At 68.5% G+C, this 13,417-nt stretch carries 12 protein-coding genes; 9 read left to right on the top strand and 3 right to left on the bottom strand.

The window, feature by feature from the left end:
* Positions 1–62: 62 nt before the first annotated feature.
* The 9 genes from BFF94_RS12675 (at position 63) to BFF94_RS12635 (ending at position 9,271) form a co-directional block, all read left to right on the top strand.
* Positions 63–827, top strand: coding sequence for an SDR family oxidoreductase (locus BFF94_RS12675; protein ID WP_219139398.1), 765 nt, complete (start codon positions 63–65; stop codon positions 825–827).
* 43 nt (positions 828–870) lie between these two features.
* The gene (locus BFF94_RS12670; RefSeq protein ID WP_128850295.1) at positions 871–1,713 is read left to right on the top strand and encodes an ureidoglycolate lyase; all 843 of its coding nucleotides are present in this window, start codon (positions 871–873) and stop codon (positions 1,711–1,713) included.
* A 23-nt stretch (positions 1,714–1,736) separates the two neighbouring features.
* Positions 1,737–3,014 (top strand): L-fuconate dehydratase, encoded by a 1,278-nt coding sequence (locus BFF94_RS12665; protein WP_128850297.1) that lies wholly within the window; start codon positions 1,737–1,739, stop codon positions 3,012–3,014.
* A 70-nt stretch (positions 3,015–3,084) separates the two neighbouring features.
* Positions 3,085–3,861: an SDR family oxidoreductase gene (locus BFF94_RS12660; RefSeq protein WP_128850299.1), complete on the top strand. Its 777-nt coding sequence runs from the start codon at positions 3,085–3,087 to the stop codon at positions 3,859–3,861.
* Positions 3,862–3,873: 12 nt separating this feature from the next.
* On the top strand, positions 3,874–5,412 hold the full coding sequence (locus BFF94_RS12655; RefSeq protein ID WP_128850301.1) for a sugar ABC transporter ATP-binding protein: 1,539 nt from the start codon (positions 3,874–3,876) through the stop codon (positions 5,410–5,412).
* 19 nt (positions 5,413–5,431) lie between these two features.
* Positions 5,432–6,469, top strand: coding sequence for an ABC transporter permease (locus BFF94_RS12650; RefSeq protein WP_128850303.1), 1,038 nt, complete (start codon positions 5,432–5,434; stop codon positions 6,467–6,469).
* 70 nt (positions 6,470–6,539) lie between these two features.
* On the top strand, positions 6,540–7,481 hold the full coding sequence (locus BFF94_RS12645; RefSeq protein ID WP_128850305.1) for an ABC transporter substrate-binding protein: 942 nt from the start codon (positions 6,540–6,542) through the stop codon (positions 7,479–7,481).
* A 63-nt stretch (positions 7,482–7,544) separates the two neighbouring features.
* Positions 7,545–8,435: an L-fucono-1,5-lactonase gene (locus BFF94_RS12640; RefSeq protein WP_219139397.1), complete on the top strand. Its 891-nt coding sequence runs from the start codon at positions 7,545–7,547 to the stop codon at positions 8,433–8,435.
* 68 nt (positions 8,436–8,503) lie between these two features.
* Positions 8,504–9,271, top strand: coding sequence for a FadR/GntR family transcriptional regulator (locus BFF94_RS12635; protein ID WP_128850307.1), 768 nt, complete (start codon positions 8,504–8,506; stop codon positions 9,269–9,271).
* 23 nt (positions 9,272–9,294) lie between these two features.
* Here the strand turns inward: BFF94_RS12635 and BFF94_RS12630 are convergent, their stop codons facing one another.
* The 3 genes from BFF94_RS12630 to BFF94_RS12620 form a co-directional block, all read right to left on the bottom strand.
* Complete coding sequence (locus tag BFF94_RS12630) at positions 9,295–10,536, bottom strand: NAD(P)/FAD-dependent oxidoreductase (protein ID WP_219139396.1); 1,242 nt, start codon at positions 10,534–10,536, stop codon at positions 9,295–9,297.
* A 166-nt stretch (positions 10,537–10,702) separates the two neighbouring features.
* Entirely contained in the window at positions 10,703–12,058 is a 1,356-nt protein-coding gene (locus BFF94_RS12625; RefSeq protein WP_219139410.1) for an amidase family protein, read from the bottom strand.
* A gap of 14 nt (positions 12,059–12,072) precedes the next feature.
* Entirely contained in the window at positions 12,073–13,413 is a 1,341-nt protein-coding gene (locus BFF94_RS12620; protein ID WP_128850309.1) for an MFS transporter, read from the bottom strand.
* Positions 13,414–13,417: the final 4 nt, after the last annotated feature.

The following is a 13,417-nucleotide window of genomic DNA, read 5'->3' as shown; positions in this document are numbered from 1 at the left end:
TTGGACCTTTAGTCCTTTGTGCCAATCGGCCGACTGGCGGCCGGCTTTTTCGGGAGTTGCTCATGAGATTGCAGGGCAAACGCGCGCTGGTGACGGCGGCCGGGCAGGGTATCGGCCGCGCGACCGCGCTGCGGTTCGCGAGCGAGGGCGCCGACGTGCTGGCGACCGACATCAACGAAGCCGCGCTGGCGCGGCTCGAGGCCGACGCCGAACGCGCGGGCGGGCGGCTGACCACGCGGCGGCTCGACGTGACCGATGCGCACGACGTCGCGGCGCTCGCCGCGAGCGAACGCGCGTTCGACGTGCTGTTCAACTGCGCGGGTTACGTGCATCACGGGTCGATCCTCGATTGCGACGACGACGCGTGGGCGTTCTCGCTGAACCTGAACGTCACGTCGATGTACCGGCTGATCCGTGCGCTGCTGCCCGCGATGCTCGAAGCCGGCGGCGCGTCGATCATCAACATGGCGTCGGCCGCGTCGAGCGTGAAGGGCGTGCCGAACCGCTTCGTGTACGGCACGACCAAGGCGGCCGTGATCGGCCTGACCAAGGCGGTGGCCGCCGATTTCGTCGAGCAGCGCATCCGCTGCAACGCGATCTGCCCGGGCACGATCGAATCGCCGTCGCTGGAGGCGCGGATCGCCGAGCAGGCGCGAACGCGCCACGTGTCGACCGACGAGGTGCGCCAGGCGTTCGTCGCGCGCCAGCCGATGGGCCGCATCGGCAGCGCGGACGAGGTGGCCGCGCTCGCGCTGTACCTGGCGTCCGACGAAGCGTCGTTCACGACCGGCGCGATTCACCTGATCGACGGCGGCTGGTCAAACTAACCGCACCTTCCCATTCACTTTCCGCTTCCATTCAGAAGACGATATGAAACTGCTGAGATTTGGCGACAAACACCATGAAAAGCCGGGCCTGCTCGATGCGCAGGGCCACCTCCGCGACCTGTCCGGTGTGATCGACGACATCGCCGGCGACGCGCTGGCGCCGGCCTCGCTCGCGCGGCTGCGCGACATTCCGCCGTCGTCGCTGCCGCTCGTCGAAGGCACGCCGCGGCTCGGCGCGTGCGTCGGCCGCGTCGGCAAGTTCATCTGCATCGGGCTCAACTATTCCGATCACGCGGCCGAATCGGGGATGGAGGTGCCGAAGGAGCCCGTCGTGTTCGGCAAGTGGACGAGTGCGATCTCGGGCCCGAACGACGACGTCGAGATTCCGCGCGGCTCCGAGAAGACCGACTGGGAAGTCGAACTCGGCGTGGTGATCGGCCAGGGCGGCCGCTATATCGCGGAAGCCGACGCGCTGTCGCACGTCGCCGGCTACTGCGTCGTGAACGACGTGTCGGAGCGCGAATTCCAGCTCGAACGCGGCGGCACGTGGGACAAGGGCAAGGGCAACGACACGTTCGGGCCGCTCGGCCCGTGGCTCGTGACCGCCGACGAAGTGCCCGATCCGCACGCGCTGCGGTTGTGGCTCGACGTCGACGGCCATCGCTACCAGAACGGCACGACCGCGACGATGGTGTTCCGCGTGCCGCACCTGATCAGCTATCTGAGCCGCTTCATGAGCCTGCAGCCGGGCGACGTGATCTCGACCGGCACGCCGCCGGGCGTCGGCCTCGGGCAGAAGCCGCCCGTCTATCTGCGCGCCGGGCAGGTGATCACGCTCGGCATCGACGGGCTCGGCGAGCAGCGCCAGCGCACCGTGCAGGCCTGATTTCCTTTAACGGACGGTTCGTCATGCCTATCATTCGATCGATGCGCGTCCTCGACGTGCGCTTTCCGACCTCGCGCCAGCTTGACGGCTCCGATGCGATGAATCCGGACCCCGATTATTCGGCCGCGTATGTCGTGCTCGAAACCGACCGCGACGGGCTCGAAGGTCACGGGCTCACGTTCACGATCGGGCGCGGCAACGAGATCTGCTGCGCGGCGATCGACGCGATGCGTCACCTGGTTGTCGGCCTCGACCTCGACTGGATCCGCGAGGACATGGGCCGCTTCTGGCGGCACGTCACGTCGGACAGCCAGTTGCGCTGGATCGGCCCCGACAAGGGCGCGATCCATCTGGCGACGGGCGCCGTCGTCAATGCGGTGTGGGACCTGTGGGCGAAGGCCGTCGGCAAGCCGCTGTGGCGGCTCGTCGCCGACATGAGCCCCGAGGAGTTGGTGCGCGCGATCGACTTCCGCTACCTGACCGACTGCCTGAGCCCGGACGAAGCGCTCGACCTGCTGCGCCGGCAGGCGCCGGGCAAGGCCGCGCGGATCGCGACGCTGGAGCGCGACGGCTACCCGTGCTACACGACGTCGGCCGGCTGGCTCGGCTACAGCGACGACAAGCTGCGCCGGCTGTGCGGAGAAGCCGTCGACGCAGGCTTCGACTACGTGAAGCTGAAGGTCGGCGCGAACCTGGAAGACGACATCCGCCGCGTGACGATCGCGCGCGAGGTGATCGGCCCGAACCGCAAGCTGATGATCGACGCGAACCAGGTGTGGGAAGTCGACGAGGCGATCGACTGGGTGCGCGAGCTGGCGTTCGCGCGGCCGTGGTTCATCGAGGAGCCGACGAGCCCCGACGACGTCGAAGGGCATCGCAAGATCCGCGAGGCGATCGGGCCCGTGCAGGTCGCGACCGGCGAGATGTGCCAGAACCGCGTGCTGTTCAAGCAGTTCATCGCACGCGGCGCGATCGACGTCGTGCAGATCGACGCGTGCCGGCTCGGCGGCGTGAACGAGATTCTCGCGGTGATGCTGATGGCCGCGAAGTACGGGCTGCCCGTGTGCCCGCATGCGGGCGGCGTCGGGTTGTGCGAGTACGTGCAGCACCTGTCGATGATCGATTACGTGTGCATTTCCGGCACGAAGGAAGGGCGCGTGACCGAATACGTCGATCACCTGCACGAGCATTTCGTGGAGCCGTGCGTCGTGCGCGGCGCGGCGTACATGCCGCCGACGGCGCCCGGCTTCTCGATCGAGATGAAGCCCGAATCGCTGGAGCAGTACCGGTTCCGCGGCTGAAGCATGGCAGTGCACGGCGACGCGCCACGCGCGTCGTGCGCGGCGACTACATGAACGACGGAGACGCGAAGTGGATTTGAATCTGCAAGACAAGGTCGTGATCGTGACCGGCGGCGCGTCGGGCATCGGCGCCGCGATCTCGATGCGCCTCGCCGGCGAAGGCGCGATACCGGTGGTGTTCGCGCGCCACGCGCCCGACGATGCGTTCCGGCGCGAACTCGCGCGGAAGCAGCCGCGTGCCGAGTGCGTGACAGTCGAACTGCAGGACGACGCGCAATGCCGCGATGGGGTCGCACAGACCGTCGCGCGCTTCGGCCGCATCGACGGCCTCGTCAACAACGCGGGCATCAACGACAGCATCGGGCTCGACGCCGGGCGCGACGCGTTCGTCGCGTCGCTCGAACGCAACCTGATCCACTACTACGTGATGGCGCACTACTGCGTGCCACACCTGAAGGCGACGCGCGGCGCGATCGTCAACATCTCGTCGAAGACGGCCGTGACCGGGCAGGGCAACACGAGCGGCTATTGCGCGTCGAAGGGCGCGCAGCTCGCATTGACGCGCGAATGGGCCGTCGCGTTGCGCGACGATGGCGTGCGCGTGAACGCGGTGATCCCGGCCGAGGTGATGACGCCGCTGTACCGGAACTGGCTCGCCGGCTTTGACGATCCCGACGCGAAGCTTGCCGGCATCGCGGGCAAGGTGCCGCTCGGCAAGCGCTTCACGACAGCCGACGAGATCGCCGACACGGCCGTGTTCCTGCTGTCGGAACGTGCATCGCACACGACGGGCCAGTGGCTGTTCGTCGATGGCGGCTATACGCATCTCGACCGTGCGATCAGCTAAGGGCGGCGATCCATGCAACCCGACCCGAACCCGAACACCGTGCCGCCGCTGATTGCGCTGACCGGCATCGGCAAGCGCTTTCCGGGCGTGCAGGCGCTCGACGACTGCCGTTTCGACCTGCGTGCCGGCGAAGTGCATGCACTGATGGGCGAGAACGGCGCCGGCAAGTCGACGCTGATGAAGATCCTCGCGGGCGTCTACCAGCGCGACGACGGCGAGATCCGGATGGACGGCCGCGCGGTGGAGATCGCCGATCCGCGCGCCGCGCAGGCGCTCGGGATCGGCATCATCCATCAGGAACTGAACCTGATGAACCACCTGAGCGTCGCGCAGAACATCTTCATCGGCCGCGAGCCGCGCGGCCGCTTCGGCGTGTTCGTCGACGAAGAGAAGCTGAACCGCGACGCGGCCGCGATCTTCGCGCGGATGCGGCTCGATCTCGACCCGCGCACGCCGGTCGGCCGGCTGACGGTCGCGAAGCAGCAGATGGTCGAGATCGCGAAGGCGCTGTCGTTCGACTCGCGCGTGCTGATCATGGACGAGCCGACCGCCGCGCTCAACAACGCGGAGATCGCCGAGCTGTTCCGCATCATCGGCGACCTGCGCGCGCACGGCGTCGGCATCGTCTATATCTCGCACAAGATGGACGAACTGCGCCAGATCGCCGATCGCGTGACCGTGATGCGTGACGGTAAGTATGTCGCGACCGTGCCGATGGCGGAAACCTCGATGGACGCGATCATCGCGATGATGGTCGGCCGCCAGCTCGATACCGAATTCCGCACGCCGCCCGATACGTCCGCGAACGACGTCGCGCTCGAAGTGCGCGGGCTGTCGCGCGGCCGTGCAATCCGCGACGTCGCCTTTACGCTGCGGCGTGGCGAGATCCTGGGCTTTGCTGGGCTGATGGGCGCGGGCCGCACCGAGGTCGCGCGCGCGGTGTTCGGCGCCGACCCGGTCGATGCGGGCGAGATCCGCGTGCACGGCAAGACCGTGACGATCCGCACGCCGGCCGACGCGGTCAGGCACGGCATCGGCTACCTGTCCGAGGATCGCAAGCACTTCGGGCTCGCGGTCGGGATGGACGTGCAGAACAACATCGCGCTGTCGAGCATGCGCCGCTTCGTTCGCCGCGGCGTGTTTCTCGACGCACGCGAGATGCGCGACACCGCGCAGGCGTACGTGCGGCAGCTCGCGATCCGCACGCCGTCGGTCGCACAGCCCGCGCGTTTGTTGTCGGGCGGCAACCAGCAGAAGATCGTGATCGCGAAGTGGCTGCTGCGCGACTGCGACATCCTGTTCTTCGACGAGCCGACGCGCGGCATCGACGTCGGCGCGAAAAGCGAGATCTACAAGCTGCTCGACGCGCTCGCCGCCGACGGCAAGGCGATCGTGATGATCTCGTCGGAGCTGCCCGAGGTGCTGCGGCTGAGCCACCGGATTCTCGTGATGTGCGAAGGCCGCGTCACGGGCGAACTGCGCGCGGCCGACGCCACGCAGGAAAAGATCATGCAGCTCGCGACGCAGCGCGAGTCGACCGTATTGTCCTGAATCTGACGTCTACCCGATCATGTCCAACGATACGCATCCCGTTCCGCCCCTTGCTTCCGGCGACACGCCGGCCGGCGCTGCCGGCTTCCGTGCGCGCTTCTTCAACCCGGCCGCGCGGCAGAAGTTGCTCGCGTTCGCGAGCCTCGTGCTGCTGATCGCATTCTTCAGCTTCGCGTCGCCGAACTTCCTCGAAGTCGACAACCTCGTGTCGATCCTGCAGGCCACCGCGGTGAACGGCGTGCTGGCCGTTGCCTGTACGTACGTGATCATCACGTCGGGCATCGACCTGTCGGTCGGCACGCTGATGACGTTCTGCGCGGTGATGGCCGGCGTTGTGCTGACGAAATGGGGGATGCCGCTGCCGCTCGGGATCCTGGCCGCGCTGGGGTTCGGCGCGCTGTCGGGCAGCGTGTCGGGCTTCGTGATCGCGAAGATGAAGGTGCCGCCGTTCATCGCGACGCTCGGCATGATGATGTTGCTCAAGGGGCTGTCGCTCGTGATCTCGGGCACGCGGCCGATCTACTTCAACGACACGCCGGGCTTCACGTCGATCGCGCAGGATTCGCTGATCGGTAACCTGATTCCCGCGCTGCCAATTCCGAACGCGGTGCTGATCCTGTTTCTCGTCGCGATCGGCGCGTCGATCGTGCTGAACCGGACGATCTTCGGCCGCTACACGTTCGCGCTCGGCAGCAACGAGGAGGCGCTGCGGCTGTCCGGCGTGAACGTCGACGCGTGGAAGATCGCGGTCTATACGTTCAGCGGCGCGGTGTGCGGGATCGCCGGCCTCTTGATCGCGTCGCGCCTGAATTCCGCGCAGCCCGCGCTCGGGCAGGGCTACGAGCTCGATGCGATCGCGGCCGTCGTGATCGGCGGCACGTCGCTGTCGGGCGGCGCGGGCAGCATCGTCGGCACGATCATCGGCGCGTTCATCATGAGCGTGCTGACCAACGGCCTGCGCATCATGTCGGTCGCGCAGGAATGGCAGACGGTCGTGACGGGCGTGATCATCATCCTCGCCGTCTACGTCGACATCCTGCGCCGGCGGCGCCGCTGACACGCATAAGCAGGTGCTTCACCGCCGGCCCGGCCGGCATCCCGGTAGATACCAACCAAGGAGACGCGAAGTGATCAGGAGCAAGGTGTTGAACGCGATCGTCGGGCTGACGTTCGCCGTCGGCGTCACGGCCGGCGCGCAGGCGCAGGAAACCTACATCCCGCTGATCTCGAAGGGCTTCCAGCATCAGTTCTGGCAGGCCGTGAAATCGGGCGCGATGCAGGCCGCGAAGGACTACAAGGTCAAGGTGACGTTCGAAGGCCCCGAAACCGAGGCGATGGTCGACAAGCAGATCGACATGCTGTCGGCCGCGATCGCGAAGAAGCCGGCCGCGCTCGGCTTCGCGGCGCTCGACAGCAAGGCCGCGCTGCCGCTCCTGAAGAAGGCACAGGCCGAGAAGATCCCGGTGATCGCGTTCGACTCGGGCGTCGACAGCGATATCCCGGCGACGACCGCCGCGACCAACAACAAGGCCGCCGCATCGCTTGCCGCCGACAAGCTCGCCGCGCTGATCGGCGACGAAGGCGAGGTGGCCGTGGTCGCGCACGACCAGACGAGCCGCACCGGCATCGACCGCCGCGACGGTTTTCTCGAGCGGATGAAGTCGGCGCACCCGAAGGTGCAGGTCGTGACCGTGCAGTACGGCGAAGGTGACCAGCTGAAGTCGACCGAGGTGACGAAGTCGATCCTGCAGGCGTATCCGAAGCTCAAGGGGCTGTTCGGCACCAACGAAGGCTCGGCGATCGGCGTGGTCAACGGCGTGCGCGAGATGAAGCGCAAGGTCGTGATCGTCGGCTACGATTCCGGCAAGCAGCAGAAGGACGCGATCCGCAGCGGGCTGATGGCCGGCGCGATCACGCAGAACCCGATCGGGATCGGTTACAAGACGGTCGAGGCGGCCGTGAAGTCAATCAAGGGCGAGAAGCTGCCGAAGGTCATCGATACCGGTTTCTACTGGTACGACAAGACCAATATCGGCGACCCGAAGATTGCGGCGGTGTTGTACGACTGAGCGTTGCGTGCGGCGGCGCGTATCGCGGCGGCCGTCGCACGGCGAACGAAACACGAGGACACCATGAGCGCAGTGCGTATCGATTCCCATCAGCACTTCTGGCGTTATCGCGCGGCCGACTATCCGTGGATCGGCCCCGGGATGGGCGTGCTTGCGCGCGACTACCTGCCCGATGCGCTGTGGCCGCTGATGCACGCACAGGCGCTCGGCGCGTCGATCGCGGTGCAGGCGCGCGCCGGGCGCGACGAGACGGCGTTCCTGATCGATCTCGCGCGCGACGACGCGCGCATCGCGGCGGTGGTCGGCTGGGAGGATCTCGGTGCGCCGCAGCTTGCCGAGCGTGTCGCCGAATGGCGCAGCCCGAAGCTGCGCGGCTTTCGTCACCAGGTGCAGGACGAGGCCGATGTCGGCGCGTTCGTCGCGGATCCCGGCTTCAATCGCGGCATTGCGTGGCTGCAGGCGAACGGGTACGTGTACGACGTGCTCGTGTTCGAGCGCCAGTTGCCGGACGTGCATGCGTTCTGCGCGCGGCACGACGCGCACTGGCTCGTGCTCGACCATGTCGGCAAGCCGGCGCTCGCCGAGTTCGAGCGCGACGAGACGGCGCTCGCGCGCTGGCGCGCCGCGCTGCGCGAGCTGGGCGCGCTGCCGCATGTCGCGTGCAAGCTGTCGGGGCTCGTGACCGAGGCCGACTGGCGGCACGGCCTGCGCGCGCAGGACATCCGGCATATCGAGCAGTGTCTCGACGCGGCGCTCGACGCGTTCGGGCCGCAGCGGCTGATGTTCGGGTCGGACTGGCCCGTGTGCCTGCTTGCCGCGTCGTATGACGAAGTCGCGTCGCTGGTCGAGCGCTGGGCCGAATCGCGGCTGTCGGCGGCCGAACGCGGCGCGCTGTGGGGCGGCACCGCCGCGCGTTGCTACGCGGTGCCGGGCGATGTGAAGCGCGACATATAAAATAGGCGCGAACGGCCTGTTCGATTCGTCAGGCCGTCCGCAACGAAACCGATCACCTGCATCAACGTATGTCCATCCAGCCGATTCAGAATCGCCGCCTATACCAGCAGATCGCCGACAAGCTCAGTGCGATGATCGAGTCCGGCGATTTTCCGCCGGGCAGCTATCTGCCGCCCGAGCGTGAGCTGGCCGAACAGTTCGGCGTATCGCGCACGTCGGTGCGCGAAGCGCTGATCGCGCTTGAAGTGAGCGGGCTCGTCAGCGTGCGCGTTGGCGACGGCGTGAAGGTGCGCCATCCCGAAACCGCCGCCGCACCTGCACCTGCACCCGCACCCGGCGCGAAGGTCGCGCCTTTCACGATCGTCGAGATCGATCCCGAACTCGGCATCGCGCTCGATCTCGACACCGAAATCCCGCCGTTCGCGCTGTTGCAGGCGCGCCGGCTGATCGAGCCGGAAGCCGCGTCGCTTGCCGCGAAGCACGGCTCGGACGAGCAGATCGAAGGGATCCACGAAGCGTTCCTGCGCAACCAGGAAGACAACCGCAGCGGCTCGCTCACGCATCCGGGCGACCGGCTGTTCCATATCCGCATCGCGGAAGCGAGCGACAACCCCGCGTATGCGCTGATGATCAAGCAGTTGCTCGCGCACAAGTACGACCTGATGTTCCAGCGGCTGCAGTCGCTGTACATGCCGAACGACATGCCGCACCGGTCGGAACGGGAACATCGTGCGATCCTCGATGCGATCCGCGCGCGCGACCCGGAGGCCGCGCGCCGCGCGATGGCCGAGCATCTCGACGAAGTGATCCGCATCTTCGGCCGCGCGCTCGACTGAGCGCGCTTTTCCGCGAGGCAGGTTCAGAAGCGATCCGCGCGATACGGCGACGGATCGGTGAACGGTGCTTCGCCCGTCATCATCTCCGCCAGCAGGCGGCCGGTGACGGGGCCGAGCGTGAGCCCGTGATGGTTGTGCCCGAACGAGAACCACAGCCCGCGATGCGCGGGCGCGGGGCCGATCACCGGGCGCATGTCGGGCGTGCACGGCCGGAAGCCGAGCCACGGCTGCGGGTCGAGCCGTTCGCCGAAGCCGAACATGGGCCGCGCGACGCGTTCCGCGCGTTCGAGCTGCACGCCGGTCGGCGGCACGCCGCGCCGCGCGATCTCGACGCCGGTCGTCAGCCGCAGCCCGCGCCGCATCGGCGCGATCACGTAACCGTATTCGCGATCGACGATCGGCGCCGACGGCACGCCGCGCGCGGACGGCGCGTAGTGCATGTGATAGCCGCGCTTCTCGCGCAGCGGAATCTTGTAGCCGAACTTGCCGAACACCGTGTCGGACCACGGGCCGAGCGCGACGACGACGGCCGGCGCGGCGGCCGGGCCATCCTGGGTGCTGACCTGCCAGCCGGGCGACAGCGCGTCGAGGCTTGCGGCGTCGCCGGTGAGCAGCGTGCCGCCGCCTTGCACGAACAGTTGCGCGTACGCTTTGACGAGCGCGGACGGATCGACGACGCTTTTCGGATCGAGCCAGTGCAGCGCGCCGCAGAAGCCTTGGGCGAGGCTCGGTTCGTGCGCGAGCAGCGCGGCCGCATCGAGCGGCGTGATGCCGAGCCCGTGGCGGCGCGCGGTGAGGCCGGCCTCGGCCACGCCGCGTTCGAATGCGGCCGGCGTGCGGAACGCTTCCAGCCAGCCGCTTGCACGGACGAGCTCGCCGGCGCCGGCGCGCGCGATCAGCGCGTCGTGCTCGACGAGGCAGCGCTCGATCAGCGGCAGCATGTCGCGCGAGGCCGCCGCGTGACGCAGCGGCGCGGATTCCCACCAGAACCGCGCGAGCCACGGCGCGAAGGCCGGCAGCGACGTGCTGTGCCAGTAGAGATCGGTCGAGCGGTTCAGCGCGTAGCGCATCAGCGTGAACGGGCTGCGCGGGAACGGATACGGCTCGACCGACGAGCGCTCGATCAGCCCCGCGTTGCCGAAGCTCGTGCCTTCGCCGGGCGCGCCGCGATCGACGAGGGCGACCTTGCGTCCGCGATCCTGCAGGTGCAGCGCGGCGGAGACGCCGACGATGCCGGCACCCAGAACGATTACGTCGAAGTCCATCGGTGGTGGTGAAAGACGGTTAGCGGTGCGCTCGCCCGCGGTACGGTGTGCGCGCCCAGGTTGGAGATCGTTCGAACTGCAAGCATACTCGCGGCGGCGTGGGGCACCAAGCGGGACGCGCGGCCGGCGCGTGGCCGGTGGCCCGTTCGCTTATCCGCGCGCCGGATCAGATCCCGTTCGTGTGGCCCGCTTCGCGCGACGCCGACGCCAGGCGGCGGGCAGCGGCGAAGCAGGCGGCTTCGTCCCCCGGCGCGCCGATCAGTTGCACCCCGACCGGCAGTTCGCCCGGCCGGAAACACGGTGCGGCGATCACCGGCAGGTCGGCAAACGAGATCGGTTGCGTGAGCATGCCGAGGGACTTTGCCGGTTCGAGCGCGATGCCGTTGACGTCGACGGTGGCGTCCGTAAATCGCGGCGCCGCATAGGGCGTCGTGGCCGCGATCAGGATGTCGTAGCGCTCGAAGTACGCCGCGATGCGCGTACGCCACGCGGCGCGGCAGGCCAGTGCCTGCGCGTAGACGGCATCGGGCGTTGCCGCGCCGGCGGCAATGCGGGTCCGCAATCGTTCCGATACGCAGGCTGAGGGCGCGTCGAGCAGCGCTCGATGTGCACGGGCGAGCTCCACGTTGGACACGACGACTGCTGCCTCGCGCACGCGCGCGGCTTCTGCGCCATCGATCGGGATGGCATCAGCCGCATGCAGGCCGGCCGCCGCGTGCCGGACAGCCTGCCATGCAGCCGTATCGGCGTGCCGCTCGAAATCGCCGGTCAGCACGGCGGCGCGTAGCGGGGCGGCCGGATCGTGCGCCGATCGTTGTGTCGGCAACGGGCTGGCGCCGAGCAGCGCACGGTAGAGCGCCGCGAGATCGTCGATGTCGTTCGCGAATCCGCCGACCGCGTCGAGCGTGGTTGCGTACGGAACGCATCCCGTGCGCGACAGCCGTTGCGTGCCGGGCCGGATGCCCCAGACGCCGCACAATGCGGCCGGGGCGCGGATCGAACCGTTGGTGTCGCTGCCGAGCGCGAGCGGGACGTAGCCGGCCGCCACCGCGGCGGCCGACCCGCTCGACGAGCCGCCCGTCATGCGCGACGGATCGGCCGGGAGCCGCACCGCGCCGAAATGCGGATTCACGCCGGTGGCGCCGCAGGCGAGCTCGTCCATGTGCGTGGCGCCGACCGGAATCGCGCCGGCCGCGGCGAGTCGGGCGACCATCGCGGCGTCGCTGCCTGCCGGCGGCAGCGCGGCACGCACCGGCGATCCGGCGACGGTGACGTAGCCCGCGACGTCGAAATTGCCCTTCACGAGAAACGGCACGCCTGCGAGCGGGCCCGGATCGCGCCCGCCTCGTACGAGACCGTCGATACGCCGCGCGTCGTGCAGCGCCCGCACGTCGAAAGTCTGCGAACAGGCGCGATATCGCCCGTCCCGCGATGCGATGTCGTCGAGCACGGCCTGCACGGTCGATACGGCGTCGATCTGTCCGGCGCGAATCGCGGCCGCCAGCGCGAGCGCGCTGCGCATCGACGACGGCGCGGTCATGCGCGCTCCATCACCCGGCGCGGAATCGACAGGATCAGCGCGGCCGCGGCGAACAGCGTGAAGGCGAGCAGCGCGACGCCGAGCTCGGTGCTGCCGGTCAATCCCGTCGCGTAGCCCATCAGCGTCGGGCCGACGAATCCCGCCACGGCCGCGCCGATGTTGACGAGTCCCGCGCCGCCCGCCGCCGCCTCGCCGGCGAGAATCCGCGACGGCAGGCTCCAGAACATGGCCAGCGTGCTCATGATGCCGGCCACGCCGATGGTCAGGCACGCAACCGCCAGCACCGGATGCGCGTGCATGCCTAGGCTCGCGAGCAGCGCGATGCCGCCGAGCGTGACGGGCAGCGCCGTATGCCAGCGGCGTTCGCCGGTGCGCACCGAATGCTGCGCATTCGCGATCATCGCGATCGATGCGACGAGATACGGAATCGCACTGACGAGGCCGATCGCGAGATTGCTGAGCGCGCCGAGCGCCTTGATCATCGTCGGCATCCAGAACACGAGGCCATAGTTGCCGACGTTGTAGAGGAACGACGTCGCGACCAGGATCCACAGCGTCGGCTCGCGCAGCGCGGCGCCGAGCTGCGTGCGCTTGCCCGCTGCTTCCTGCGCCATTTCCGCGTGGATCAGCCGTTTTTCCGCGTCGGTCAGCCACGCCGCATCGTCGACCCGCTCGGTCACGCGAACGAGCAGATACAGGCCGAGCCCCATTGCCGGCAGGCCTTCGAGCACGAACATCCATTGCCAGCCGCGCAGCCCGAAGCCGCCGTGCGTCGCATCCATGATCCACCCGGATAGCGGCGCACCGACGATCACGCCCAGCGGCATCGCGAGAAACAGGAGCGCCATCACCTTGGCCAGCCGGTGCGACGGAAACCACACGCTGAAATAGGCGATCACGGCCGGAAAGAAGCTGGCCTCGGTCACGCCGAGCAGGAAGCGCAGTGCGTAGAAGCTGGCTGTGTCGCGGGTCGCGAGCGTGGCGACCGACACCGCCCCCCACGCCAGCATCGAGCCGGCGAGACAGCGCTTCACGCCGATCTTGCGCACAAGCCAGCCGGCCGGCACCTGAAGCAGCAGGTAGCCGACGAAGAACAGGCCCGCGCCGACGCCGTACGCGGCATCCGACAGATGGAGGTCGGCCACCATCTGCAGTTTCGCGAAGCCGACGTTCACGCGGTCGAGATAGCCGAAGAAGTAGCAGACGAGGATCAGCGGGATGATGCGCCGGCTCAATCGTGCATACAGTGCGTCGATGTCGGGCGCGGAAGCACTCGCGCTCGTGTCGGTGCCGGTCTGCATGCCGCGCGGCGCGGCGGCGCCATTGGAATTCGTCATGGGG

Source organism: Burkholderia catarinensis, assembly GCF_001883705.2.
Lineage (GTDB): Bacteria > Pseudomonadota > Gammaproteobacteria > Burkholderiales > Burkholderiaceae > Burkholderia > Burkholderia catarinensis.
The sequence above is the reverse complement of the archived record's forward strand: the minus strand, read 5'-3'. Positions and strand labels throughout refer to the sequence as shown.